This is a genomic window from Roseibium algicola, assembly GCF_001999245.1.
Lineage (GTDB): Bacteria > Pseudomonadota > Alphaproteobacteria > Rhizobiales > Stappiaceae > Roseibium > Roseibium algicola.
Window position 1 is genome coordinate 434,724 of the sequence record NZ_CP019630.1, and the last position, 26,562, is coordinate 461,285.

General features: G+C 58.1%; 22 protein-coding genes. 10 read left to right on the plus strand and 12 right to left on the minus strand.

Annotation, left to right across the window (positions count from 1 at the left end; all coding sequences use genetic code 11):
- Window positions 1-18: 18 nt before the first annotated feature.
- The 3 genes from dapA to B0E33_RS02155 form a co-directional block, all read right to left on the minus strand.
- Entirely contained in the window at window positions 19-897 is an 879-nt protein-coding gene (gene dapA, locus B0E33_RS02145; protein ID WP_077290297.1) for a 4-hydroxy-tetrahydrodipicolinate synthase, read from the minus strand.
- A gap of 143 nt (window positions 898-1,040) precedes the next feature.
- On the minus strand, window positions 1,041-1,325 hold the full coding sequence (locus tag B0E33_RS02150; protein WP_077290298.1) for a YciI family protein: 285 nt from the start codon (window positions 1,323-1,325) through the stop codon (window positions 1,041-1,043).
- Window positions 1,326-1,365: 40 nt separating this feature from the next.
- Window positions 1,366-1,959: a TetR/AcrR family transcriptional regulator gene (locus B0E33_RS02155; protein ID WP_077293111.1), complete on the minus strand. Its 594-nt coding sequence runs from the start codon at window positions 1,957-1,959 to the stop codon at window positions 1,366-1,368.
- Between the two features lie 541 nt (window positions 1,960-2,500).
- Here B0E33_RS02155 and egtB point away from each other — a divergent pair.
- Both egtB and egtD read left to right on the plus strand, forming a co-directional pair.
- Entirely contained in the window at window positions 2,501-3,766 is a 1,266-nt protein-coding gene (egtB, locus tag B0E33_RS02160; protein WP_156912329.1) for an ergothioneine biosynthesis protein EgtB, read from the plus strand.
- Window positions 3,766-4,728, plus strand: coding sequence for an L-histidine N(alpha)-methyltransferase (egtD, locus tag B0E33_RS02165; protein ID WP_077290299.1), 963 nt, complete (start codon window positions 3,766-3,768; stop codon window positions 4,726-4,728). Before egtB ends, egtD begins: the two co-directional genes overlap by 1 nt.
- An 89-nt stretch (window positions 4,729-4,817) precedes the next feature.
- On the opposite strand, the gene B0E33_RS02170 is transcribed toward egtD, so the two are convergent.
- Complete coding sequence (locus tag B0E33_RS02170) at window positions 4,818-5,708, minus strand: alpha/beta fold hydrolase (RefSeq protein ID WP_077290300.1); 891 nt, start codon at window positions 5,706-5,708, stop codon at window positions 4,818-4,820.
- 312 nt (window positions 5,709-6,020) lie between these two features.
- Between B0E33_RS02170 and B0E33_RS02175 the strand changes: the two genes are divergently transcribed.
- The 4 genes from B0E33_RS02175 to B0E33_RS02190 all read left to right on the plus strand — a co-directional run bounded on the left by B0E33_RS02175 (window position 6,021) and on the right by B0E33_RS02190 (window position 11,160).
- Window positions 6,021-6,890: a MurR/RpiR family transcriptional regulator gene (locus B0E33_RS02175; protein ID WP_055659167.1), complete on the plus strand. Its 870-nt coding sequence runs from the start codon at window positions 6,021-6,023 to the stop codon at window positions 6,888-6,890.
- A gap of 52 nt (window positions 6,891-6,942) precedes the next feature.
- Window positions 6,943-7,911, plus strand: a complete 969-nt coding sequence (locus B0E33_RS02180; RefSeq protein WP_023000225.1) for a TAXI family TRAP transporter solute-binding subunit — start codon at window positions 6,943-6,945, stop codon at window positions 7,909-7,911.
- Window positions 7,912-8,095: 184 nt separating this feature from the next.
- Window positions 8,096-10,732 (plus strand): TRAP transporter permease, encoded by a 2,637-nt coding sequence (locus B0E33_RS02185; protein ID WP_077290301.1) that lies wholly within the window; start codon window positions 8,096-8,098, stop codon window positions 10,730-10,732.
- Window positions 10,729-11,160, plus strand: coding sequence for a universal stress protein (locus B0E33_RS02190; RefSeq protein ID WP_023000227.1), 432 nt, complete (start codon window positions 10,729-10,731; stop codon window positions 11,158-11,160). Before B0E33_RS02185 ends, B0E33_RS02190 begins: the two co-directional genes overlap by 4 nt.
- Before the next feature lie 4 nt (window positions 11,161-11,164).
- On the opposite strand, the gene B0E33_RS02195 is transcribed toward B0E33_RS02190, so the two are convergent.
- A complete protein-coding gene (locus B0E33_RS02195) occupies window positions 11,165-12,052 on the minus strand; it encodes a LysR family transcriptional regulator (protein WP_077290302.1) in 888 nt (295 codons plus the stop codon).
- 95 nt (window positions 12,053-12,147) lie between these two features.
- On the opposite strand from B0E33_RS02195, the gene B0E33_RS02200 reads away from it, so the two are divergent.
- Window positions 12,148-13,407 carry a M24 family metallopeptidase gene (locus B0E33_RS02200; RefSeq protein WP_077290303.1) on the plus strand — a complete coding sequence of 420 codons (1,260 nt, stop codon included), beginning with the start codon at window positions 12,148-12,150 and terminating at the stop codon, window positions 13,405-13,407.
- An 8-nt stretch (window positions 13,408-13,415) separates the two neighbouring features.
- Here the strand turns inward: B0E33_RS02200 and B0E33_RS02205 are convergent, their stop codons facing one another.
- Together B0E33_RS02205 and B0E33_RS02210 are read right to left on the minus strand one after the other, a co-directional pair.
- A complete protein-coding gene (locus B0E33_RS02205; protein WP_228148100.1) occupies window positions 13,416-14,000 on the minus strand; it encodes a hypothetical protein in 585 nt (194 codons plus the stop codon).
- 78 nt (window positions 14,001-14,078) lie between these two features.
- On the minus strand, window positions 14,079-15,479 hold the full coding sequence (locus tag B0E33_RS02210) for a selenium-binding protein SBP56-related protein (protein WP_031269032.1): 1,401 nt from the start codon (window positions 15,477-15,479) through the stop codon (window positions 14,079-14,081).
- A gap of 442 nt (window positions 15,480-15,921) precedes the next feature.
- Here B0E33_RS02210 and yghU point away from each other — a divergent pair, with 442 nt between their 5' ends.
- The 3 genes from yghU (at window position 15,922) to B0E33_RS02225 (ending at window position 20,217) form a co-directional block, all read left to right on the plus strand.
- Window positions 15,922-16,791 (plus strand): glutathione-dependent disulfide-bond oxidoreductase, encoded by an 870-nt coding sequence (gene yghU, locus B0E33_RS02215; RefSeq protein ID WP_062489222.1) that lies wholly within the window; start codon window positions 15,922-15,924, stop codon window positions 16,789-16,791.
- Window positions 16,792-17,187: 396 nt separating this feature from the next.
- Window positions 17,188-18,771: a Re/Si-specific NAD(P)(+) transhydrogenase subunit alpha gene (locus B0E33_RS02220; RefSeq protein WP_055659157.1), complete on the plus strand. Its 1,584-nt coding sequence runs from the start codon at window positions 17,188-17,190 to the stop codon at window positions 18,769-18,771.
- A gap of 12 nt (window positions 18,772-18,783) precedes the next feature.
- On the plus strand, window positions 18,784-20,217 hold the full coding sequence (locus B0E33_RS02225) for an NAD(P)(+) transhydrogenase (Re/Si-specific) subunit beta (protein WP_077290305.1): 1,434 nt from the start codon (window positions 18,784-18,786) through the stop codon (window positions 20,215-20,217).
- Between the two features lie 317 nt (window positions 20,218-20,534).
- On the opposite strand, the gene B0E33_RS02230 is transcribed toward B0E33_RS02225, so the two are convergent.
- The 5 genes from B0E33_RS02230 to B0E33_RS02250 form a co-directional block, all read right to left on the minus strand.
- Window positions 20,535-21,533, minus strand: coding sequence for an ABC transporter ATP-binding protein (locus B0E33_RS02230; protein ID WP_077290306.1), 999 nt, complete (start codon window positions 21,531-21,533; stop codon window positions 20,535-20,537).
- The gene (locus tag B0E33_RS02235; RefSeq protein ID WP_077290307.1) at window positions 21,530-22,564 is read right to left on the minus strand and encodes a Gfo/Idh/MocA family protein; all 1,035 of its coding nucleotides are present in this window, start codon (window positions 22,562-22,564) and stop codon (window positions 21,530-21,532) included. The genes B0E33_RS02230 and B0E33_RS02235 overlap by 4 nt, the downstream gene beginning before the upstream one ends.
- On the minus strand, window positions 22,561-23,400 hold the full coding sequence (locus B0E33_RS02240; protein ID WP_023000237.1) for a carbohydrate ABC transporter permease: 840 nt from the start codon (window positions 23,398-23,400) through the stop codon (window positions 22,561-22,563). The genes B0E33_RS02235 and B0E33_RS02240 overlap by 4 nt, the downstream gene beginning before the upstream one ends.
- A gap of 13 nt (window positions 23,401-23,413) precedes the next feature.
- A complete protein-coding gene (locus B0E33_RS02245) occupies window positions 23,414-24,328 on the minus strand; it encodes a carbohydrate ABC transporter permease (protein ID WP_023000238.1) in 915 nt (304 codons plus the stop codon).
- A gap of 217 nt (window positions 24,329-24,545) precedes the next feature.
- On the minus strand, window positions 24,546-25,799 hold the full coding sequence (locus tag B0E33_RS02250; RefSeq protein WP_022997635.1) for an ABC transporter substrate-binding protein: 1,254 nt from the start codon (window positions 25,797-25,799) through the stop codon (window positions 24,546-24,548).
- Between the last annotated feature and the right edge of the window lie 763 nt (window positions 25,800-26,562).

Below are 26,562 nucleotides of genomic sequence, written 5' to 3' on the forward strand. Positions count from 1 at the left end.
GGCGAATGAGCTGGGACTCTAGAGCAGACCGGCGATTTCCATGGCTTTGTCGATCTCGCGACGGGTTGCCTCAGTCACCGGTGTCAGCGGCAAGCGGACATCTTCGTGGCAAAGCCCCAGTCTGGACAGGCCGTATTTGGCGCAGGCTGCGGGTGGCTCGAGGAACATCGCGGAGTGGAGAGGCAACAGGCGGTCCTGATACTCCCGGGCAAGTTCGAGGTTTTCAGCAAGTGATGCGCTCTGGAACTCGGCACAAAGGCCTGGAGCCACGTTGGCGGTCACTGAAATGCACCCCTGCCCGCCATGGGCGTTGAAACCCAGTGCAGCGGCGTCCTCAGCACTGAACTGCATGAAAGCCTTGCCGCAAAGTGCCCTTTGCTTGCTGACCCGCTCCATGCTGCCGGTGGCATCCTTCACGCCGATAATCCGCGGCCAGCGTGCCATCTCGGCCATGGTTTCCGGCAATATGTCGATCACACACCGGCCCGGAATATTGTAGAGGATGATCGGGATCGCGCTGTTGTCGTGGAGAACCTTGTAGTGGCTGAGCAGGCCTGCCTGGTTGGGCTTGTTGTAATAGGGCGTCACGACCAGCGCCGCATCTGCGCCAACGGCTTCAGCGTGCTGAAGCATGTCGAGGGATTGCGCCGTTGCGTTGGAGCCAGTCCCGGCAACAACCGGAATGCGGCCGGCCACAAGATCGACGACCCGCTTGATGACGTCCTTATGCTCGATCTTGGAGACAGTCGGGCTTTCGCCCGTCGTCCCGACAGCAACCAGCCCGTCGCTGCCCTGGGCAATGTGCCACTCAACGAGACGTTCCAGCGCTTCGATGTCAACGCTTCCGTCCCTGAACGGTGTGACAAGGGCGGGAATGGATCCCTTGAGTTCGAGCATTTGGCGTCCTCCCGGATCCGCGCTGTCTGAAAGCACGGTCCCATCTCCATCGATAGTCATTCCAGATCGATGTGCCACCAAAAACCCGTCACTGGCAACCTGCCCCGTCCCTCATGAACATCTTACTGCATCATGATCCGCGATCAGGCAGCCAAAAACTCCAGGCGATCATCGAACCGCGCAGGTGTTATTTCCAGAATTTCGGCCGTCACGACACCTTCAGCAACGAAAGGGTCTTCGGCAACAAATCCTTCAAGTTTTTCCAGGCTAGCGCCGTGCGCTATAATCCCGCCGCCGCGGTTCGGCTGCAGGCTGCCGACCATCAGGAAATATCCTTGCTCGAACCCGCGTTGGATCCAGGCCTTGTGGCCTTCCATGAGTTCGCCTGCCCGGGATTTGTCAGCAAAGGTGAGTGTCACGACAAACATGTCATTCTCCATGAAGGTTTTTACGAAAGGCAAAGGCGAGTTACTGGATCTTGTTCTGCTGTGTTCCGGCAATGACACCGTCCAGCCAGCTCAGGATTTTCGAGACTTCACGCTCGACATAGTCCTTGTCCTTGAATGCCTGGGCGAGTGTCGCGACGCCCTGGCTCCAGCCAAGGACATGCATCGCATTGTCCCGCGAATTCTCACCGCAGCCGATTTCGCGAAACTGTGTTTCAAGCCAGTCGCCGAACAGGGCCATGATCTCGTTGGCCTTGCCCCGTGAAGGATGATCGATCTTTGCCAGCTCCGTCGTCAGCGTACCGACGGGACAGCCGTAAGCCATGATCTTCGTCTGATTGACGATGACAATCCGGATAAAACATTCAATCCGTTTCCGTGCTTCATCCGCCGTCTCGTCCCATTTGGCGAGCAGCTCTCTTCGATCCGACAAACGCTTGTCGATCACGGCATCGAGGATCTCGTCCTTGGTCTTGAAATGATAATAGAAGTTGCCGCGCGAGATTTTCACCGCTGCGGCAATGTCCGCGAAGGACGTCTGCGTAAAACCTTGGGCATAGAAAAGGCTGTCCGCCGCATCCACGATCTGACGCCGTGTCTCGCCTGCCGCAACCATATCCATCTCCCTTCGTATTTCCGCATAATTCATTAGGACAAGTGACCTATTGACGAATTAGGACGGTCGTCCGAATAAGTCAAGTGAAGTTCATCAGGAAAACACGGAGGCCGCCCGAGACAGGCAGTGCGGCGCTGCTGCGAAGGGCCATTTCAAGCTGACGCGAAACGATTTTCGCTTCCCTCACATCAATGTGAACTCTGGTTGCAGCAACTCCTGACACACCCTGTCAGTAGCTGTTTTTTAGGATGGGTTTCGACGGTCACACCTGATCTGCGGGAAGGCAAAACGCAAAACTTCCATCACTCTCAACGACTTGGTGACTTTCCGCACCCGATCCAACCGATTGAAGATCAATCTCAACATCGTTCTTTTTTATCAATAATACGCAACCAAGTGCCTTGATCGCGCATTTGTGCACAGGACCGGTGCAATTTCCGACATTGGAATGCCCCGTTCGGTGCCTACCTAGAAGTCGCTTGGTGGCAGACACAGGTCCGGCTGGAGGCACAGCAGCCGGTTCCCGCGTGGAGGGATTTAAATGACATTGCTGGATGAGCGGACGCATGAAGCGCCTCTTTCCGCCGTTGCCGACCTGTTCGATCGGGTCAGGGCACAGACACTTGCTCTCGCCGCCCCCCTCAGTCCGGAGGATATGGGGTTGCAATCCATGGAGGATGCCAGCCCGCCCAAGTGGCACATGGCACACACCACTTGGTTCTTCGAAGAATTCATCCTGAAGCCTTCGCTGCCTGGCTATCAGCCACGCGATGATCGTTTCGCCGTGCTCTTCAATTCGTACTACGTACAAGCCGGCCCGAGGCATACCCGGTCGAGACGGGGCCTGCTTTCGCGGCCCAGCGCCACCGACGTGCTTGACTACCGCTCACACGTCGAAGACGCCCTGCGTGAAGGAGTTGCCCGAAACGCCTTTTCGCTCGAACAGGACAAGCTTGAAGAGCTGATTACCCTCGGCTGTCATCATGAGATGCAGCATCAGGAACTGCTGGTCACCGATCTCCTCCATGCGTTTTCCTTCAATCCGCTGCTGCCCGCCTATATCGAGCCAAAACCGGCACCGGTCAGCGCGGTTGAAACCGCCGAATGGGTTTCCTACGACGGTGGTCTTCTCGAAATCGGCCACGACGGGACCGGCTTTGCTTATGACTGCGAAGGGCCACGTCACAAGGTCTGGCTGGAGCCCTATCGTCTTTCGGATCGTCCCGTAACAAACGGCGAGTGGATCGCCTTCATGGAAGATGGTGGTTACTCAGCCCAAACGCTCTGGCTGATGGAAGGCTGGGCCGTGCGAGAGAAGAACGGTTGGGACAGCCCCCTCTACTGGTGGCAGCAGGACGGTCAATGGTGGACCTATACCTTGCAGGGTCCAAGACCGGTTGATCTTGCGGCACCGGTTGTCCACGTCAGTTACTACGAAGCGGAAGCCTTTGCCCGCTGGGCAGGTCGCCGGTTGCCGACGGAAGCAGAGTGGGAAGCCGCTGCAGAGCCGACCCCGATCGAAGGCAATTTCCTGGAAAGCGGAGCCTTTCAGCCTGTTGGCCGCAGGCCCGGTCTTTGGGGCGATGTCTGGCAATGGACCAGCAGCGCTTTCAGCCCCTATCCGGGCTTCAGACCACCCGAGGGGGCCATTGGCGAATACAATGGCAAGTTCATGGTCAACCAGATGGTGCTGCGCGGCGGGTCCTGCGCGACCCCGAAGGAACAGTTGCGGTCGTCGTACCGCACCTTCTTCTATCCACACCAACGCTGGCAGATGCTCGGCCTGAGGCTGGCGGGAGATCAATGATGACCAAGCATGTTTCTCCCGAGAACCAAACGGACGAGAACCAGTCGGATATGTTTCGCGACGACATTCTCTCCGGTCTCCTCAAGGACCAGAAGGCGATCAGCAGCAAATGGCTCTACGACGATGTCGGGTCACATCTGTTCGAAGCGATCACCGAACTGGATGCCTATTACCCCACCAGAACGGAGATCTCGATCCTCGCCCAGAATGCCAGGAAATATCGCCGTCTACCGGGCGCACGCGGAGCGATGGTCGAACTGGGCAGCGGGTCCAGCCGCAAGACAGACCTGTTGCTGAATGCCTTTCCAGACCTGTCCGTCTACATGCCGATCGACATTTCAGCCAATCATCTGAAAGCTGCTGCCGAACGGGTGCGCCGCGCATACCCGTCATTGGCGGTAATCCCGGTTGCTGCCGATTTCACACAGCCCTTCGGACAACTGCCGTTGCTGCCCGAGTTGCCAGTGCTGATCTTCTTTCCCGGTTCCACGATCGGCAACTTCGAGAAAACCGAGGCAGCGGCACTCCTGTCGAAAATTCGCTCAGCCATGCCGGAGGCCAGCCTAGTTATCGGTGTGGACCGGCCAAAGGATGCAAAAGTCCTGCAGGAAGCCTATGACGATCCAGCCGGGATTACAGCAGCCTTCAACCAGAACCTTTTGCAGCGGATCAACAGGGAACTGGATGGCGATTTCGACCTCGCCGCCTTCGCACACAAAGCCATCTGGAACGACGGCGAAAGCCGTATCGAGATGCATCTGGAAAGCCTGGTTCGGCAGCAGGTCTCCATCGCCGGGGAAACCGTCGCATTCGCAAAGGGCGAGACAATCCACACGGAAAACTCACACAAATACAACGAGGAAGCGTTCGAAGGCATCGCCCGCGAGGGTGGATGGCAGATCACGGACGTCGACAGCGACGAGAACAAATGGTTCTCGGTCTATACGTTGCAGGCTGCCTAAAGCCCTTCGACTTGGGTCACCTAACAGATGCGGGTGAGGCAGAGTTTCAAGGCCTCACCCGCCACTTACTCAAAGGTTCAGCCTGAAGCTTATTCGATCTGTGCGATGAATCCGGCCAGCACCCTGTTGAACCGGTCGGGATACTCCCAGAACATCATATGGCCACCAAAGGCCTGCACCGAGCTGTTGGGCGTATGGACGGCAAGGTAGGCCTTGGCACTGTCGGACCAGTGATCGGCGATCACGAAGGCCGACGGCAGCTTCGCGTCGACCTCCTTGGCCGTCTCCAGGTAATTGCTGAAATTTCCGGCTGCCAGATAAGCCGCGGCCACGAATGGTGGCGACTTGGTCGACTGGTCAACAATCCAGCGGGACAGTTCCGGCGTGTAGTCCTGTTCGATCATGACCTCGTCGGCATACCAGTTGATGACGTTGCGTTGGCCTTCAGCTGACTGAATGCCGCTGTAAAGTTCCGCAATTTCCGCGACACTTCCCTCAGCCCAGTCGCCGTCGTTACCGGTTAGCGGTGTCGGCGAAAGATCGATGCACATATGGGCGGACGCAGCATCCACAGACCTTGTCTTGATGAATTCCCAAGTGGTCAGGCAACCGAATGACCACCCCACCAGCACCGGCTTTTCGACCTTGAGATGATCAAGCAACTTTGCAAGGTCAGCCCCCTGGGTAACGTAGTTATTGCCTTCCAGTGTCAGCGTCGAGCGGCCGTGGCTTCGAGGATCGAAGGTGATGACCCGGTGGTCTTTCGCAAAGGCCTCGATCTGATGTTCGAAAACCTGTGTGGTGAAGGTCCAACCGGGAACAAACACGATCGGAAGTCCCGATCCGTGATCCTCGTAATAGAGATCGACCCCGGGCTCGACTTCAAAGAAGTCACCGGCAATTGCCGGAGCTGCCATTGCAAGTGTCAACAGCACCGACCGGGCACATGTGGCCAAAGTTCTCGATGTGTAGTCAGTCATGTCTCTCTCCCCTTATGGTCACAGGAAAAGTGCAATGCCCCCAAGGGATTATATCATTAACAAAACCTTAACGTGTAAAAAATTTCAAAAATCTATTTATACGTGTATTTTTACCAGTGACGTTTTGAGCAGGTTCCGAGAACCGTCATCGCCGCGTCAAACCACTTGGACAGGGACATTTTACTGCCTTGCGAGTGCGGGCAGGACGGGCAAAACCGTAGGGATTTCCGGTAGAAAGGGAGGGATCGTTTTCAACGCGAAACATTTGTTTCACAAATTGACAATGTAAAAAACAAATGGAACAGTAACCGGATGGAAACCATTTCGCCGCCCCATCTTCGCACAGCAATTTCGGCCAATTATGCCGACCTGAGCGATGCATTGCGTACGGCAGCGGATTACATTGCGGAAAACCAGGTGGAAATCGCCACCCGCAGCCTGAGGTCGGTCGCATCGGCCAGTGGCGTTTCGCCGGCGAGCTACACCCGACTTGCAAGGGCACTGGGTTTTTCAGATTACGAAGCGTTGCGCGAACAGGCCCGGAACGAGTTGAGCCACCGTGGGCGGGACACGTTTCAGGACAAGGCCAGGAAGCTGCGCTCGGATGCCGACCTGCCTTTGCTGCCACGGCAGGTCTCCGCTTGCATCGACAACATCAAGGCACTGGTGGACGACATTGACCCGGCCGTTCTGGATGCTGCCGTCGACCGGCTCAGCCAGTCCCGCAAGATCATCCTGATAGGAGCCCTCGCCTCAGCAGGTTTTACCGACTATTTCGCCTATCTGGCCAAGTGGTTCGATGACAGGTGGGTCGTTGCCGGGCGCAATGGTGCCACTCTGGGCAGCACACTTGCCGGCATTACATCGGCCGACACGGTCATCGTCCTGTCCAAGCACCCTTATGCCCACCGTTCGGTACGCGCGGCAAAAGTGGCGGCAGGAAATGGTGCACAGGTGATCGTCCTGACCGACAGCCACGCCTTTCCAGGGTTGCAATTCGCGAATTACCACTTCATACAACGCACTGAAAGTCCACACTTTTTTTCGTCTTACGCAGCCACGCTTGTGCTTATCGAAACCATTACAGGCATGCTGGTTGCGCGGGCCGGAGCCGAGGCGGAAGCCCGGATCCAGGAGGTCGACAGACACAATCGTCTGCTCGACGAATTTGAAAACGTCTAGCGTGGATCGCCATGCCGGACACAAGAATTCAAACAAAGGGAAGCCAAGTCAAATGATGATGAAACTGAACCTTGCGGGCGCCGTCATGGCGACCAGCATCGCATTCACCGGCGCAGCCTCTGCAGAGCAATTCATCACCATCGGCACTGGTGGTGTGACTGGCGTTTACTATCCGACCGGCGGAGCCATTTGCCGGCTCGTCAACAAGGGCCGCAAGGACCATGGCATTCGTTGCTCCGTGGAATCTACCGGCGGGTCCGTCTACAACATCAACACGGTGCGTGAAGGCGAACTGGAGTTTGGTGTTGCGCAGTCCGATTGGCAGTATCACGCTTACAACGGCACCTCGCAGTTCGAGGAAAAAGGCCCGTTCGAAGACCTGCGAGCCGTTTTCTCCGTGCACCCCGAGCCGTTCACCGTCGTTGCCCGCGCCGATAGCGGCGTCACGTCCTTCGAGGACCTGAAAGGCAAGCGGGTCAACATCGGCAACCCGGGTTCCGGTCAGCGCGGCACCATGGAAGTTCTGATGGAAGCAATGGGCTGGTCCACGGATGACTTCGCGCAGGCGACCGAGCTGAAGGCTGCAGAACAGTCTGCCGCCCTCTGCGACAACCAGATCGATGCCATGGTTTACACGGTCGGCCACCCGTCCGGTTCCATTCAGGAAGCAACCACGGCGTGCGATTCCAAACTCGTGAACGTTGACGGCCCGGTTGTCGGAAAGCTGATCGAAGACAACAGCTACTACCGCAAGGCCACTATCCCGGGCGGCATGTATCGCGGCAATGACGAAGACGTCACCACCTTCGGTGTCGGCGCGACCTTCATCACGTCCGCCAAGGTAGACGATGAAGTCGTCTACACGCTGGTCAAGTCAGTGTTCGAGAACTTCGATGCCTTCAAGAAGCTGCATCCTGCCTTTGCCAACCTGAAGCCGGAAGAAATGGTGAAGGACGGCCTGTCCGCACCGCTTCATCCGGGTGCTGCGAAGTACTACCAGGAACAGGGCTGGATCAACTAATCCTTGCCAACATTTCGGGTCCGGACCATGTCCGGGCCCGTTTCTCTGCTGCGGCCCATTGAACGACACTTTGGCCAAGGCATTTATTGAATGAATTAACAGATGCCACGGGCTGCGTGGCTGTCGGGTGCCAGCCGAGCGCAATGCCGACGTTGCGCTTCAGCCGGAAGACCGGGGGAACTTCATGTCTGAACAGAACCAGCCGAACGGACGGGACCAACGACAGGGACTATCCGAAGAAGAACTTCAGGAACTCGTCGCCTCCTCCGATTCCGGGTCCAGGAACCCTGCCGGATCCGTCGGGATGATGATCGCCACCGTGGCCCTGATCTGGTCCTGCTTCCAGGTTCTGCTCGCCTCCCCCATCGTCTACTACGTCCTGCCGTCGGACATCATCAACAACAGCCGACAGGTGCATCTGGCGTTTGCGATGTTCCTGGCATTCATGGCCTACCCCGCACTGTCGAGCAGTCCGAGACACCGCGTGCCGATCCAGGACTGGGCCCTGGCGTTTTTCGGCGCCTTCATTTCGCTTTACGGCTTCTTCTTCTACGACAAGATCGTTGCCAACGGCGGTCTGGCCGACGACACCGACAAGTGGTTCGCCCTTGCCGGTATCGTGGTCCTGTTTGAAGCCGCGCGCCGGGCACTCGGCCCGGCCATGGCCATCGTCGCAACCGTATTCCTGCTCTACGTCTTCTTCGGCTCCTCAGAATGGGTCCCGGAGGTCATCCGCTGGAAGGGCGCTTCGCTGCAAAAGGCGATGAGCCACATGTGGATCACGTCGGAGGGTGTCTTCGGTATCGCGCTCGGTGTCTCCACCAAGTTCGTCTTCCTGTTCGTGCTCTTTGGCGCCTTGCTGGACAAGGCGGGCGCGGGCAACTACTTCATCAAGATGGCCTTCGGCGCGCTCGGTCACCTGAAAGGTGGCCCGGCCAAGGCAGCCGTTGTCGGCTCTGCAGCCACCGGCCTCATCTCCGGCTCGTCCATCGCAAACGTCGTTACCACGGGCACATTCACCATTCCGCTGATGAAGCGCGTCGGCTTTACCTCTGAACAAGCGGGATCGGTCGAGGTCGCATCATCCGTGAACGGCCAGATCATGCCGCCGGTGATGGGCGCCGCCGCCTTTCTGATGGTCGAATATGTCGGCATTTCCTATGTCGACGTGATCACTCACGCCTTTCTGCCGGCCGTGATTTCCTACATCGCGCTGGTCTATATCGTGCACCTTGAAGCCGTTAAGCGGAACATGCCAACCATCGGGCACAAGACCGTTTCAACCCTGCGCACGATCATCGGAATGTTCGTGTTTTTCGCGGCCTTTGCCGCTCTTTGCTATGGGGTGCAATACCCGGTCGGCTGGATTGTCGCCCTGGTACCGGAAGGCGCGTCGTGGATCCTCGCGCTACTGGTTTTCCTTGCCTATATCGCTCTGTTGAAACTGGCTGCCAGCGTCGATGACCTTCATCCGGACGACCCCAATGCCAAGGAGATCACGCTTCCGGATATTTCCCAGATCTACAAGGCTGGTCTCTACTACCTGCTCCCGATCGTCGTGCTCGTCTACTTCCTGATGATCGAGCAGAAGTCACCGGGCCTTTCAGCCTTCTGGGCAACGGCTCTGCTCTTCGCGATCCTTTTGACCCAGCGTCCGATCAAAGCGATTTTCCGGGGCGAGAACGAGACGGTCGAAGCCTTCAAGGAGGGCGTCAACGACCTCGTCCACGGCATGATCGACGGTGCCCGCAACATGATCGGCATCGGCCTTGCGACTGCGACAGCCGGCATCATCGTCGGCACAGTCACCCTGACCGGCATCGGCCAGGTGATGGCAGATCTCGTCGAGTTCGTATCCGGTGGCAATCTGGTGCTGATGCTGGTCTTCGTTGGCGTCCTGTCGCTGATACTTGGCATGGGTTTGCCAACAACGGCCAACTACATCGTGGTGTCTTCACTGATGGCCGGGGTCGTGGTCGAACTTGGCGCGCAATCCGGACTGATAGTTCCGCTCATCGCCGTGCACCTGTTCGTCTTCTATTTCGGCATCATGGCGGACGTAACGCCACCCGTGGGTCTAGCCTCCTTTGCCGCGGCGGCGGTGTCAGGAGGCGATGCCATAAAGACCGGGTTCACGGCATTCTTCTATTCTCTGCGGACGGTCGCCCTGCCCTTCGTCTTCATCTTCAACACCGATCTTCTCCTGATCGACGTCACGGTGACCCAGGGCATACTCGTCTTCATCATGGCGACGATTGCCATCCTTGTGTTTACCGCAGGCACCATGGGCTATTTCCTGACCAAGAACAGGATCTATGAAAGCGTCGCGCTTGTGCTGATCGCCTTCGTGCTGTTCCGTCCGGATTTCTTCATGAACCGGATCCAGCCTCCGTTCGAGATCGTCTCGCCGGACCGTTTCGTCCAGGCAGTTGGCGATGCACCTGCAGGCAGCGAGATCCGTCTGGTGCTGAGTGGTCCGGACTTCGACACCGGCAACACGATGGAAACGCGCATTGCGATCACGCCCGGAAGCGAAGACGGGGGCGAAGCCAGATTGCAGGCGCTTGGCCTGACGACCCTCGAAGAAGACGGTGTTCTGAAGCTGGAGGAACCCTTCCCGGGGACGCCCTACTTCGAACAGCTGGGAACGTTCGACTTCTACGGCGACGAACCCGTGGTCGTTAAAGAAGCTCGCCTCGAGGCGGATCAGTTGCCGAAGGAGCTGATCTATATTCCGGGGCTTCTGCTTCTGGCCCTTGTCTTCATGCTCCAGCGCGCCCGCGCAGGCCGGACCAACCGTGAAGAAGGAGTAGCGGCATGACGAAATCCATCTTGTGCGCCGTTGACGTCCAGCAGGTCGACGACACCAAGGTTCTGGAAACGGCCGACAAGCTCGCCCGTCTGGACGGTGCCCAACTCGATGTAATCACGGTCGTCCCGAGCGCCGGCATCAATCTTGTCGCTTCCTATTTCGACGAGAACTTCCAGGGTCAGATGGTGGCGGAAACCCAGAAAAAGCTGGTCGAGAAGGTCTCAAGCGTCCTCGGGGCGGAAAGAAACAGCGAAATCCGGCATCTGGTCGCCACCGGCTCCATTTACGAGGAAATCCTGGAAGTCGCGAAAAAGACCGGGGCAGACCTCATTGTCATTGGCGCCCACCAGCCGCATCTGAGCGAATTCCTGCTCGGACCAAACGCAGCTCGGGTCGTCCGTCACTCGAAATGTTCGGTCTATGTGGTGAGGAACTGACGCCTCAGCCGGCTTCCAGCAGCGCGGATTTCAGTCGCTCGGCCTCCGTGCCGAGCGGCCGCATGTTTGGCCAGGCGATGTAATAGCCCATTCCCGTCTTGAGCGTAGCGCCGTCCAGCGGCACGAGCCTTCCTGAAGAAATCTCTTCCCGCAACAATGGCAAGGCGCCAAGCGCAATGCCGAGCCCCTTCAAGGCCCGCCCTATAGACTGGTTATAGCTTGCACATGACTGAACAGGCCAATCTTTCAGATCCAATCTCCCTGTCCGCTGGATCCAGCCAGTCCAGTCGATCCAGTTCGGAGCAAGACGCGGGTAGTTGAGAAGCGCCGGCTGTTTACCGCCACCTCCTGACCGCAGGGCGTCAATAATTTCCGGCATGCCGACAGGTGTCAGGACCTCCGGAAACAATAATTCCGACTGCCAGCCCGGAAATCGGCCGTCCCCGTGCAGGATGACAAGGTCGTGCTCTGGTTTGAGCAGGTCTCCCAGATCGTCTGCTGTTGCCAGATTGAACAGGCAGGCTTCGTCTGACAGTGCAAATTCCTTGAGCTTAGGCTGGAGCCAGAAGGCAGCAAGTGCCGTCACAGACGCAATCCGCACGACGGGCCTCTCCGGCACTTTCAGCGCACTCAGCGCCTGCGTCAGATAATCCAGCGTCATGCCGGTCTTCTCGGCAAGATATGTTCCTGCTTCCGTTAGCTGAAGCCTGCGGCCGGACCGCTCGAACAGGTCGACGCCCAGCCAGTCTTCCAGCTGCCGGATGCGTTTGGAAACGGCTGCCTGGGTCACGAAGAGTTCTTCGGCAGCCTCTGTAAAGTTCAGATGACGCATGGCGGCTTCAAAGAAGACCAATGTGTCGAGCGGCGGGAGTGATTTTCGATAGGCTTGCATTACTGGAGGTTATCCAATGACCCGATTTTTTCCAGTCTTTTAAAGAATCGAAGCTCGCCCGATATTCCATCCAGTTGAACTGGAGACGATGACAAATGGCGGAACTGGACTGGCACGCGGAGCGCAGCGACCTTCAGGGACTGGCGCAGCTTGACCGCGCACCCGAGGTGGAAGGGATCGATCTGGTGGCCGTGCGCACATACCGGCAGCAGCGTGTGCGGCAGAAGATGGCCGAATATGGTGTTGATGCGGTAATTCTCTCCGACCCGGTCAACATCCGCTATGCGACCGGCACGCGGAACATGCAGGTTTTTTCCATGCGCAATGCCCCGTCGCGCTACCTGCTGCTGACCCAGAACCGCTCCATTCTTTTCGAGTTCACCGGCTGTCTTCATCTTGGTGAGGGCTATGAAACCGTCGATGAGGTCCGCCCCTCTAAAACCGCGAGCTTCGTCGCTGCCGGTCCTCATATTGCAGAGCGCGAACGCGCCTGGGTGGCGGAGATGGCCGATACCATTCATGAGCTGACAGGCTTGAAGGACGCCACGGTGGGGCTGGAACGGCTTAATGCGGGAACAGCCATCGCGCTGAAAGAAGCCGGGCTCAACGTGGTCGACGCGCAGCAACCCGTGGAGATGGCGCGCGCGATCAAATCGCCGGAAGAAATGAAATGCGTGATTGCTTCGTTGCGCGCGACGGAAATAGGCGTCGGCAAGCTGCGTGAAGCAATTCGCCCGGGGCTTACCGAAGCCGAACTCTGGTCAGTGCTGCACAAGTCGATCATCGCGCAGAACGGCGACTATGTCGAAACGAGGCTGCTGAATGCTGGCGCGCGCACCAATCCATGGTTCCAGGAAACATCTGACAACGTCATCGGCGCGAACGAGCTGATAGCCCTCGATACGGATGTTGTCGGCTGCCACGGTTATTATGCCGACTTTTCTCGCACCTTCCACTCCGGCCCGGACCGGCCGACGGACACCCAGCGCGAACTTTACAAGGTCGCCTACGAACAGGTTCACTACAACATGGGCATTCTGAAGCCCGGAATGAGCTTCCGGGAATATGCCGACCGGGCGTGGAACATCCCCGACCGCTACTATGCCAACCGCTACTACCTGTCTGCCCATGGCTGCGGCATGACCGGCGAATACCCCTACCTCTATCACCATGGCGACTTTCCGGACGCCGGTTATGACGGTGTCGTGGAACCGGGCATGACACTGTGTGTCGAAAGCTACATTGGCGAGGATGGTGCCAAGGAAGGCGTCAAGCTGGAGCAGCAGGTCCTGATCACCGAAACCGGCATCGAGACCCTGTCCAGGTTTCCGTTCGAGGCACATCTGCTGACCTGATGAGCAGCTCAGCTCCGGAGCGCCAGGACAAGGGCAAACAAACCGACGAAAACGAGGCTGGCTGCCCAGACCCTGTCCAGGTTGAACCACGCCTTTTGCAGGAACCGCAGGCCCAGCCAGAAATAGACGCCGATGGCCAGCAGGCCACCGGCAAGCGCCATGGCGAGCGTGTGGACCGCGGCCACGAGCAACGCCATCCTCAAATCTGCCCCCATGAGAGTACCGGCCGCCGCGTGGCCGGCCCCCTGCTCCATTGCGCAGATACCCAGGTAGATAGGCACCAGCATGAGCCCTGCCCCATGAGCGATCGCCACCAGAAAGGACCAGAGGCCAAGCTTCGCCGGTGAAATACGGGCCAGAAAGCGCGGATGACGATCAGCGATCAGCAGGTACAGCCCCATGCCGATCACCAGACAGGCGGCGCCAATGCGGATTTCCCGTTCCAGGGAAACCAGCGTGATCATTGCCGAAAAAGGCAAGAGAATAACCAGCATTGCCGCCAGATGCCCGACCGCCAACAGCAACAACGCACGCGGCAGGGCCAACGCGCGTTGTTCCATCAAGGCAGCAGACACCGCCAGCGGCCAACCCATGCCCGGGTTCACGCCGTGATAGAGACCTGACGCAATGACGGCCCACCAGAGAGCCGACAAACTTGCCTCTTCCAAAACCTAGACCGACGGGAAGCAGAAACTGTCGGTAGAGCAGTCCCCGCCTTCAAGCCGGATCTGGTGCGACCTGTAGCCCGCCGGGAATTCGACCCAGAAATCCGGATCGAGCGTCAGTCCGCCACCGGCTCCAACACGAGCCATCACCATCGCGGCGCCGCGCTCGCCCGGATAGAACTGTTCGTCCCAGGTGGAATAGAGCGAGTTGGTCCAATAGACGCGCTGACCATCCCGGCTGATCTCGACCATTTGCGGTCCGTAACCGAAGTCCTTGCCGTTCGGGTGTTTCGTCTTCTTCACGATCCCGCCGATCTCGACCTTGCCGGCGAGCGTCGGGTTCATTGGGTCGGAGACATCATACTGATGCATTTCACCGGTGCCCCAGCATGCGACATAGAGATATTTGTCGTCGAGACTGAGGTCGATGTCGGTCACCAGCGGTGGAACAGCGGAAAACCCCTTCAGCATTTCAGGCAGGTCTGCGGGATCGGCCGGCTGCGGGTCGATGGTGATGGTCTTCCTGGCTTCAAACGTGCCATCGTCCTTGCGCCACCAGGTGAATATCGCCCCTTGCAGGTTGGTTGTGTCGACGACAACACCACAGAAACCGTATTGTTTGGCGGGATCGTGGGCAGGGCGAACCTCGAGCGCCATCTGGTGGTTTTCGCCCAGATCGATGGTCTGGATGTTCTTTCGCCCGCGCAGATCCCAGAAATGAAGGCTGTGGCCGTATTTGTTGGACAGAAGGTCTTCCGCGACGAGACCGTTCTCGAACTGTGGCGGCAGTCCCCACTCCGACGACACCATGTAGTCGCGCGGCAGGTTCCACCAGAAATCATAGTGTTTGTCCTGGATGCCACGATCCATTTCATACCGGCCGAGAATGTCGAAGGTCTCGCAGTCCATGATAAAGATGCCCGGAGGCCCGTCGGTGCCGTCCGCACCGCCTCCCCCAAGGGTCGAGACATAGATGCCTTCCGGCCCGCAATGAATGGTGTGCGGACGGGAATAGCCTGTCTTGGCGAAGACTTCTTCCGGTTCGATGATCTTGTGAATTTTCGCTTGAAGCGGCTCTTTCACGTCAACGACGTAGATGCGCGACGACCGGATGCCCGGGATGATCAGGTAACGGCGCTCGAGAAAGGCGTGTCCTGTCAGTGGCGACAGCGCCGAGGAACAGGCGTTCCACCCGAAATGGTGGAATTCGTCTCCCTTGTTCGGCATGAAGACGGTATGCACGATCTTGCCGTAGTCAGGACTTTGCGGATCGACATTGACGACAGCCAGACCATCGGGTTGAGAGAAATCTGGACTGAGCATCAAGGTGAAAGCCAGCTTCTCAACCGGCGCTTCCATAGCCATGCGCGGCGTCGGATAAAAACTCGGATCAGGCCTTAAATTCATGTCGTCCTCCCTAAACGTGATGACATTCAAGACGGGATGTCCGCATTCCTTTTCTTGTTGTTACCGACCTCCCGAATTCGTCTCCTATGCTCCTTGTCCTGCATTTTGCAGCCGGGCCGCGCCAATGATCACGGTGCCGACCATTGGCATTTCCAAATGCGACTTTAGTACAATGCCTGAAATACGATCAGGGGTCGATGGCGAAAACGCATCCTAACTTTGACGAATAAGAAAGAACAGAAAACCACGAAACGGAAACTTATCGCGACCAGGTTTCAACCAGGCTCGATTTTGCGCAATAGTATGCCTCAGAATAAAAATCGCCCCTAGGCAATCCTGCCATTGCCGCCTATTTAATCGTAAGATTGCGATGGATCGAACCAACCTTGGCTCCGATCCACGCCTTCCTTTACTGCCCGACCCGTTCCGGAGACCCTTTCACATGAGTGACCCGACCTACACCCCGCCCAAAGTCTGGACCTGGGAACAGCCGAGCGGCGGCCAGTTCGCCAATATCAATCGGCCGATTTCCGGTTCAACCCACGAAAAGGACCGGCCTGTCGGCAAGCATCCGCTTCAGCTTTATTCTCTGGCGACCCCGAACGGCGTCAAGGTGACGGTGATGCTCGAGGAGTTGCTCGCACTCGGTCACAAGGGCGCTGAATATGATGCCTGGCTGATCAAGATCAACGAAGGCGATCAATTCTCCAGTGGCTTCGTGGAAGCCAATCCCAATTCCAAGATCCCGGCCCTTGTCGACCACTCGACCGAAACCCCGACGCGCGTGTTCGAATCCGGTTCCATTCTGCTGTATCTGGCCGAGAAATTCGGTGAATTCCTGCCCAAGGATCCGGCAAAGCGCACCGAAACGCTGAACTGGCTGTTCTGGCAGATGGGATCCGCCCCTTATCTTGGCGGCGGCTTCGGCCATTTCTACGCCTATGCGCCGGAAAAGTACCAATACCCCATCGATCGCTTCGCAATGGAAGCCAAGCGCCAGCTTGACGTCCTCGACAAGGCGCTGGCTGATCGCCCCTACATCGCCGGTGACGACTACACCATCGCCGACATGGCGATCTTCCCCTGGTATGGCGGAATGGTTCTTGGCCGCGCCTATGATGCGGCGGAATTCCTCTCCGTTCACGAATACAAGAATCTCCTGGCCTGGGCCCAGAAGATCGATGCCCGCCCGGCGGTTGTTCGCGGGCGCAAGGTGAACCGGACCTGGGGAGAAGATCACGAGCAGCTTCCGGAGCGTCATGATGCCGCGGATCTGGACGCAAAAGCCGCGCTGGACCCTGCTGCAGAATAAATTTTCGTCCGGCAGCGGCTCTTTCCCCAGGAACCGCTGCCGGGGTTTTACGCACGACCAGTCTTTGGTCATATTGCCTTGATATGTGTATAGGGCCGGGAAAATTTACTAATTCCGGGCCCTATTTGAGTATTCCGACTGCCGAATGCCCTCGCCCACAGTTTCCGATACCCCTATTTTGTAAATCCCGTGAAATTTATATCGCCCTGCTCTCACTGTGCAGTGCGGTAATACCCTCCAAATTCAATCGCAAGACACCTTGTCATAAGTAATATTTTCGTTTCTAAATTCGCAGCACGTTTGTGAGGGACAGGACGCACGGGGGGAGTTTGTTAGCCAATCCGGCCAACTTGCCCTTACCTGAGGCCAATTCCTCGACACTTGCTGGAGAGACGTATGCCAGAAGCCCTAAAGATCGGCACACCAAAGGAAACCTTCCCCGGGGAGAACCGTGTGGCGATGACACCCGAATCCGCAAAGCAGCTGCAGAAGCTTGGCTTCTCCTGCCTTGTGCAAAGCGGAGCCGGGACCGCCGCCGGATTTTCCGACCAGGCTTATGAAGAAGCCGGCGTTGAAATCGTCAAGACTGCCGCAAGTCTTTGGAAGAAATCGGACATCGTAACCAAGGTCCGGCAGCCCGATGACAAGGAATTGGGCTATCTGACAAAGGACAAGACCCTGATTTCCTTCTTCAACCCGGGTGGGAACACCGACGGGCTGGAAAAGGCGAAGGAATCGGGCGCCAGCGTCATTGCCATGGAGATGGTGCCGCGTATCTCGCGTGCCCAGAAGATGGATGCTCTCAGCTCCATGGCCAACATCGCCGGATATCGCGCCGTTATCGAGGCGGGCAACAATTTCGGCCGCTTCTTCACCGGCCAGATCACTGCTGCAGGCAAGGTACCGCCTGCGAAGGTACTGGTCGTGGGCGCAGGCGTCGCGGGTCTTGCGGCCATCGGCACATCCACGTCGCTCGGCGCGATCACCTATGCATTCGACGTGCGCCCGGAAGTGGCCGAGCAGGTCGAATCGATGGGCGCTGAATTCGTTTATCTGGATTTTGAAGAAGAACAGCAGGATGGCGCTGCGACCGGCGGTTATGCCAGCGTTTCCTCGCCAGAGTTCCGCGAAGCCCAGCTTGCAAAATTCCGGGAACTGGCTCCGGAGATGGACATTGTCATCACCACGGCTCTGATCCCGAACAGGGACGCACCGAAGCTGTGGCTGGAAGACATGGTCAAGGCCATGAAGCCGGGCTCGGTTATCGTCGATCTTGCCGCCGAACGCGGCGGCAACGCGGAAGGAACGGTCAAGGACGAGAAGGTCGTCACCGAGAATGGTGTCACGATCATCGGCTATACCGACTTCCCCTCGCGCATGGCCGCTCAATCGTCCACGCTTTATGCCACCAACATCCGCCATATGCTGACCGACCTGACGCCCGAGAAGGATGGTCAGATCGTTCACAACATGGAAGACGACGTCATCCGTGGCGCGACCGTGACCCATGAAGGCGAGATCACCTTCCCGCCGCCGCCGCCCAAGGTGCAGGCAATCGCGGCGAAATCGAAGGAAAAGCCGAAGGAACTGACGGCGGAAGAAAAGCGTGCGCAGGAAACTGCCGCCTTCAAGGCGCAGACCAAGCAGCAGGTGACCCTGCTGGCGGTTGGTGGCCTGCTTCTGCTGCTGGTGGGCCTCATCGCCCCGGCCAGCTTCATGCAGCATTTCATCGTTTTCGTGCTCTCGGTATTCGTCGGTTTCCAGGTGATCTGGAACGTCAGTCACTCGCTGCACACGCCGCTGATGGCTGTCACCAACGCCATTTCGTCGATCATCATTCTCGGCGCGCTGATGCAGATCGGATCCGGATCGTTCCTGGTCATCCTGCTGGCAGGCCTGTCCGTCTTCATGGCCGGGATCAACATCTTCGGCGGTTTCCTCGTCACCCGGCGCATGCTCGCCATGTTCCAGAAATCCTAAGGAGGCCGGCAGATGGAATTCGGTTTCACGACCGCCGTTTACGTTGTTGCGGCTGTTCTGTTCATCCTGTCTCTGGGAGGCCTTTCCGGCCAGGAAAGCGCCAAGCGCGCCATCTGGTACGGTATCGCCGGCATGGGACTGGCCGTTGTTGCCACCCTGATCGGTCCGGGCTCCGGCCTGTGGCTCCTGTCTCTCATCCTGATCGCTGCCGGCGGCATCATCGGTTATTTCGTGGCGCAGCGCGTCCAGATGACCGAAATGCCCCAGCTGGTCGCCGCCATGCACTCGCTCGTGGGTCTGGCCGCCGTCTTCGTCGGCTACAATGCCTATATCGAGCTCGGCAACGTGCTGGCGATGGGCGAGGAAGAGCGCAATGCGCTTGAGGGCTTCGCCGCTATCCTGGCGCACAAGACCCCGATCGAACAGTCGATCCTGAAGGTTGAAGTGTTCCTTGGCGTCTTCATCGGTGCTGTCACCTTCACCGGCTCTGTCGTCGCTTTCGGCAAGCTGGCCGGCAAGCTGACCTCCAAGGCGGAAAAACTGCCTGGTGGCCACATGCTGAACGCAGGTGCGGCCGCACTCAGCGTCATCTTGTTGCTGATGTTCCTGAACGGGGCCGGCATCTGGACGCTGGTACTGATGACGCTGCTGGCGTTCTTCATCGGTTACCACCTGATCATGGGCATCGGCGGCGCCGACATGCCCGTTGTGGTGTCGATGCTGAACTCCTATTCGGGCTGGGCCGCGGCCGCCATCGGCTTCTCGCTCGGCAACGATCTGCTGATCGTCGTTGGCGCGCTCGTCGGGTCTTCCGGTGCGATCCTGTCCTACATCATGTGCAAGGCGATGAACCGCTCGTTCGTCTCCGTTATCCTCGGCGGCTTCGGCAACACCACCGGTCCGGCCATGGAAGTGGAAGGCGAACAGATCGCCATCGACAGTGATGGTGTTGTTGCGGCGCTTGAAGATGCCGACAGCGTCATCATCGTTCCGGGCTATGGCATGGCAGTTGCCCAGGCACAGCAATCGGTCAGCGAACTGACCAAGCGCCTGCGCTCCAAGGGCAAGGAAGTGCGCTTCGCGATCCACCCGGTCGCAGGCCGCCTTCCCGGCCACATGAACGTGCTCCTGGCCGAAGCCAAGGTGCCGTATGACATCGTTCTGGAAATGGACGAGATCAACGAGGACTTCCCGTCAACGGATGTCGTGATCGTCATTGGTTCCAACGACATCGTCAATCCGGCTGCCCAGGAAGACCCGAACTCGCCTATCGCCGGCATGCCGGTTCTGGAAGTCTGGAAAGCGAAGCAGGTCTTCGTTTCCAAGCGCGGCCAGGGCACCGGTTACTCCGGCATCGAGAACCCGCTGTTCTACAAGGAGAACACCCGGATGTTCTACGGCGACGCCAAGGCCAGCCTCGACAAGCTGCTGACCCAGATCGACTAAGTCTGAGTGACGAGATATCGAGAAGCCGTCCCGGGAGACCGGGGCGGCTTTTTTGATGGCAGAGCCACGCCTCCTCCACCGTCATTCCGGACAAGCGCAACACAAGTTGCGCGCCGATCCAGACCCCAGATATCAGCGTAAGCGCCGCGAACACCGTTGCTCTTTCAATTCCGGTTCGGTGTGCCTCCGGCACGAGTATCTCTGGATTCCGGATCGGCGTTCGGCTTCGCCTTACTTGTCCGGAATGACGGCCCCAAAAAACAAAGGCCACCTGAATATCACCAGGTGGCCTTTGTGTTGTTTCTAAAAGAAGTGCCCTATCCGCGAAGCCGGGCGCCGTCCTTGTCGAAATAGAACGACTTGCCTTCCGCGATGCCGAAGCTCAACTCAGCACCCGGCTTGATCTCGTGCTGGCCGAAGAGCCGTGCAGTGATCTGCTGGCCTTGCACCTTCGCGATCACGTTGGTGTCGCCGCCGAGCTGTTCCACATGCTGCACAGACGCTTTCAGTTGCCCCTGGTCGCTGAGAAACAGGTCTTCCGGGCGCACTCCCAACGTGCGGGCATCGCCTTCATTGACCAGGCTTGCGGGCATGAAATTCATGGCCGGCGAACCGAGGAACCCTGCCACGAACTGGTTGACCGGATTGTTGTAAAGCTCCATCGGGCTGCCGATCTGCTCGACGCGGCCAGCGCGCAGAACCACGATCTTGTCGGCCAGCGTCATGGCTTCGGACTGGTCATGTGTCACATAGATCATCGAGGTCTTGAGCTGCTGGTGAAGGTTGGCGATCTCCAGCCTTGTGTTCATGCGCAGCGCTGCATCAAGGTTCGACAGCGGCTCGTCGAACAGGAACAGTTTCGGATGACGCACGATGGCCCGGCCGATCGCGACACGCTGGCGCTGGCCACCGGAGAGTTCCGAAGGATAGCGGTCGAGATAGTCCTCCAGATTCAGCATGCGGGTCGCCTCGGCAACGCGCTGGTCGATCACCTGCTTGCTCTGCTTTTCCTGCTTGAGCGCCAATGTCATGTTGTTGCGCACGTTCAAATGCGGATAAAGCGCATAGCTCTGGAACACCATGGCAATGCCGCGTTTGGACGGCGGCGTCGTGTTCACGATCTCCCCGCCGATGCTGACCTCGCCGGAGGAGACGTCTTCAAGACCTGCAATCACCCGCAACAAGGTGGACTTGCCACACCCTGACGGTCCGACGAAGACGACAAATTCGCCGTCTTCCACTTCGAGATTGATGTCCCTCAGGACATGGACGTTGCCGAACGACTTGTTGACGTTGGTCAGGGTTAGCGCCGTCATGGCGTTAGCTCCTTTAGCATGACTGAGTGACCGGTGCGGATGCTTTCGTCGGCGGCAAGGCAAATTGCCAGCGACCGGACGGCATCCAGCATGTGCCGGTTGAGATCGATGTTTTCCGAAATCGCACGAAGCATGAAAGCCTGCTCGGCGTCGCAAAGTTCCTGATGGCCGGGTTCACCCGGCAGATCGATGCGCCGGTCACCTTCCGGGCGATGGACCAGAAGCCCGCCGACCCTGGTGTGGCCGTCAACATCGGCCGATGCGCCCTTGTCGTCCTCGACTATCGAAACGGAGCCTGCGGGCGAAACGACATCCTTCACGAAGAAGGCGGTCTCGGACATCATCGGCCCCCACCCGGCTTCGTACCAGCCGACCGAGCCATCGTCGAAGAAGACCTGAAACTGGCCATAGTTGTACATGTCCGGGCCGATTTCGTCGGAAAGCCGCAGCCCCATGCCGTGCACCTTCACGGGTTCGGCGTCGGTAATCTGGCACCAGACATCGACATAATGCACACCGCAATCGACGATGGGAGCAGTCGTCTGCATCAGGGCCTTGTGGGTTTCCCACTCCGCTCCCGAGCTCTGCTGATTGAGGTTCATGCGGAAGACATATGGTCCGCCGAGCCCCCGCGCCTCCTCAATCAGCCGTACCCAGGACGGATGATGCCGCAGGATATAGCCGACCGCGAGTTTGCGTCCGGTTTCCCCGGCGCAAGCGACCACCCGCTTTGCATCGGCCACGGTTGTCGCCAGCGGTTTTTCGACAAATACATGAGCGCCTGCCTGCATCGCCGCAACCGCATAATCCGCATGGGTATCGGAATAGGTGGAGATCACCACCAGGTCCGGTCTGGTCGTGTCCAGTGCCTGCGCGTAATCCGTGAACACCGGATACCCAGCAAGATCCGGATGGGTCACCCGGCCGGAACGGTTGACGAGACCGACGATCTCGGCGTCCGCATGCTTGTGGTGAGCCAGGGCGTGGGAAAGTCCCATGTTGCCAAGGCCGACGATCAGAACCCGGATCATTTGACAGCTCCCGAGGTAATGCCGCGAATGAGCTGGCGTGAGAAGATGACGTAAAGAACGAGCACCGGCAGGATCGCCATCGAAAGCGCGGACAGGACCGCGTTCCAGTCGGTAACGAACTGGCCGATGAACACCTGACTGCCAAGGGTCAGGGTCTTGGTTTCTTCAGCAGGCGCCAGGATCAGCGGGAACCACAGATCATTCCAGATCGGGATCATGTTGAAAACGGCAACTGTCGCCATTGCCGGGCGCACGAGCGGCAGCACAAGGCGGAAGAAGATCGTGTATTCCGAGAGCCCGTCGATACGTCCGGCGTTCTTCAGATCGTCTGACACCTGCCGCATGAATTCGCTCAGGATAAAGACAGCCAGCGGCAGCCCCTGCGCCGTATAGACCAGGATCAGCGCCATCAGCGAGTTGACCAGACCGGTGGCAACCATCATTTCCAGAATGGCCACGGTGCCGATCCGGATTGGGATCATGATACCGAGTGCCAGATAAAGGCCCATCAGCATGTTGCCCTTGAAGCGGTATTCGCTCAGGGCAAAGGCCGCCATTGCCCCGAACAGCAGGATGAAGGTCAAGGACACCACAGTGACGATCATGGAGTTCTGGAAGTAGAGGAAAAAATCCCCCTGCTTCATGACCGTCTGGTAGCCGATCATCGAGAAGCTTTCGGCATCCGGCAGCGCCAGCGGTTCCCTGAAGATCGCCTTGCGGGTCTTGAAGCTGTTGACCAGGATCACGAAGACCGGGAACAGCGCGATCAGCGTATAGAGGATCAGGGCGCCGTGCATGGCGGCGGTGTTGAGCGGGTTGGTACGCGCCTTGTTCATGTGACGACCTCCCTTACAGCTGATATCTGCGCATCCGGGTCTGGATGCCGAAGAGGTAGAGACAGACGCCGATCAGGATGATCGCGAACATGGCGCTTGCGATTGCCGAGCCCATGTAGGGATCGCCCAGCTGAAGCTGGAATCCGAAGAACGTGCGGTACATGAAGGTGCCGAGAATATCGGTCGAGAAGTCCGGCCCGGCCAGCGCCCCCTGTGCCGTGTAGATCAGGTCGAAGGCGTTGAAATTGCCGACGAAGGTCAGGATCGAGATGATGCCGATGGACGGCAGGATCAGCGGCAGCTTGATCTTCCAGAAGGCCGACATGCCGGTGATGCCGTCAATTTCGCCAGCTTCCAGTATCTCTTCGGGAATGGACAGCAGCGCGGCATAGATGAGCATCATCGGGATGCCCACGAACTGCCAGACCGAAATGAGCGACAACGTGGTCAGTGCGTACTCTTCCTTGCCGAGCCAGGGCGCGAACAGGAACTTCAGACCGACGGCATCCAGCATGGACGGAGCGATGCCCCAGATCGGCGACAGGATCAGCTTCCAGGCGAAACCGACAATCACGAAGGACAGAATTGTGGGAATGAAGATCGCCGAGCGGTAGAAGGCCGCAAACCGTAGTCGCGGATGGCTGAGGATGGCCGCCAGGGCGATGCCGATCGGGTTCTGAACCAGCATATGAATGATGAAGAACCAGAAATTGTTCCCCAACGCGTTCCAGAACTGATCCGACCAGAGCGGATCGCCAAGAAGCGTGGTGAAATTCTGCAGCCCCACGAAGACGCGCTCCTGGTCAATCTTGCTGTAGAGGGCAAGACGAAGCGTGTTGAAGAGGGGAAAGATCATCACGGCCGTGTAAACAAGGACCGCTGGGGCCAGGAACACGACGATATGCCAGCGGAAGCGAGGCCTGCTCATAAAAAGCTCCGGTCAAATGCCCCGGGCAGGCAGTAGCCTGCCCGGGATATAGACGTCCCTGGGGCAGGCAGTAGCCTGCCCGGGATATAGACTTTCCTTGGGCAGGCAGAGGCTTGCCCGGGACACAAACTTCCCTTGGGCAGACAGAGGCCTGTCCAGGTCTAGAGTTCCCGGACGATGCGAACACCGCCAGGGAACCGTTTGTCATTCGTGCAGATTACTTCTGCGGCTCGTACCAGCTCGCCAGACCGTCTTGCAGCTTCTTGCCGAGTGCTTCAGGCGTTTCCGTACCCTTGATAGCGGCAGCAGATGCGCCCCAGGTTTCGTTTTCCAGGTTCGGCGTGCCACGGGAAAGGATCTGGTAGGTGGACCTGATGGTGCTTTCGCACTCGCCGCGCCAGCTGGCGAATTCCTTCGCAAGCGGATCTTCCAGTTCAACCGGCGTCTTGGACAGCGGGAAGAAGCCCGGCAGAGCGTTGCCGAAGATGGTAGCGAATTCAGGAGACGCCACCCAAGCCAGGAATTCCTTGGCCTGTTCGGGATGCTCGGTCTTGGCGTTCATGCCGATGCCAATGTCGGTATGATCGGAGATGTAGCACTTGTCGCCAGCGTTGCGGAGCGGCGGCTTGAAAGCGCCCATTTCAAAATCGGCCTGTGTGTTGAAGCCCGAAATTTCCCAGCTGCCGGCCGGATAGACCGCTGCACGGCCAAGCGTGAAAATGTTCTGGCTGTCCGGATAGGTCTGGGCCTCATAGCCATCGCCCAGGTAAGGTGCCCACTTTGCCAGCGTGGCGTAAGGGGCAACCCACTGCTCGTCGGTGAGCTTCTGCTCGCCGGCGATCAGAGCCTTGCGGCCTTCCTCACCCTTCCAGTAGTTCGGACCGATGTTGTTGTAGCCCATGGTGGCCGCTTCCCACTGGTCATTGGTGCCCATGGCCATCGGGATATAGGTGCCGTCTTCCTTGATCTTGTCGAGAGCGGCGAAGAACTCTTCCTCGGTCGTCGGGACTTCGATGCCCAGTTCGTTGAAAGCATCCTTGTTGTAGATGAAGCCGTGGATCACGGCAGCCATCGGCACACAGAAACTTGCCGAACCGTCGTCCGTCTGCCAGGCGGCCTTGGCAACGTCTGAGAAGTTGTTCATGGCGTCCATGTCGGACAAGTCCGCCAGGTGTCCGGCATCATAAAGCGCCAGCGAGGCGTCGAACGGACGGCAGGTGATCAGGTCACCCGCGGAACCGGCATCAAGCTTGGAGTTCAGTACGGCATTGTATTCTGTCGGTGCGGACGGGGTGAATTTCACCTTGATGCCCGGATGCGAGGCTTCAAAAGCCGGAATGATCTTTTCCTGCCACAGCGCCAGATCGTCGTTGCGCCAGCTTTCGATCGTCAGCGTGACATCTTCAGCAAAAGCCGTCGACGTAAAGAGCGCAGTGCTGGCCATCGCCAGAGCTAGAATATTGCGTTTCATAAGACACCTCCGAAAAGTTCCATCCATTGCTGGACGTTCAAAATTGTCCGCTCACGGCGTTGGAGCCCGTCCCGCTTCCCGGCGCGGCCGGCCCTAATGGGACCTTCCGTTGCCATTCGCGTTTTTGTTTTACCGCCAGATACAGAACAATATGCGCCGGAGAGCATCAGCTCTCCTGCTCATTTCATATAATACCTATTTGATACCACTTGTCGACCTATTAGTTTGAAATCGTGAAAATCATTTTTCACCGGCCGAATCGCCCATTCACGCAGCTTATTGGTATTATATTGGATTTGTTTTTTCAGCCTTTCAGGCTCAGAGGTATTGTTTCGCCACGTTCAGCAAATGCCGAAATCCGGCGGATTTCCGCCTGTCCGGTGTTGTCTTGTAAAGAACTGGCATTACTCCAGCCGGAACAAATGCTTTGGCCCTCTTGCGAGCTGGTTTCTGCACAGTCCTGTCCTGCACGGTCGCGGGAGCTGTTCAGTCGAGGTCCCGCTTCAGAGATCAGGCATAACAATCTGTTTTCTAAAAGAAATCAGAACCAGCCGCTTGAAACAGGCCTCCACACCCAGACCCGTTTTCCGAAACCGACCCGGGCAACAGCGCACTTGAATGGTTGCGATTGAAAAAGAAATGGCGGATGCCGCCTGTGCCGCTGCGTCTTCCACAGTGCAGCCCCAAAAACTCGCTCTTCCTGAAGCGCAACAGTCGCGCCGGCTCACGCCACCTCGTTACCACCTGCCCCAACTGCCCGCCT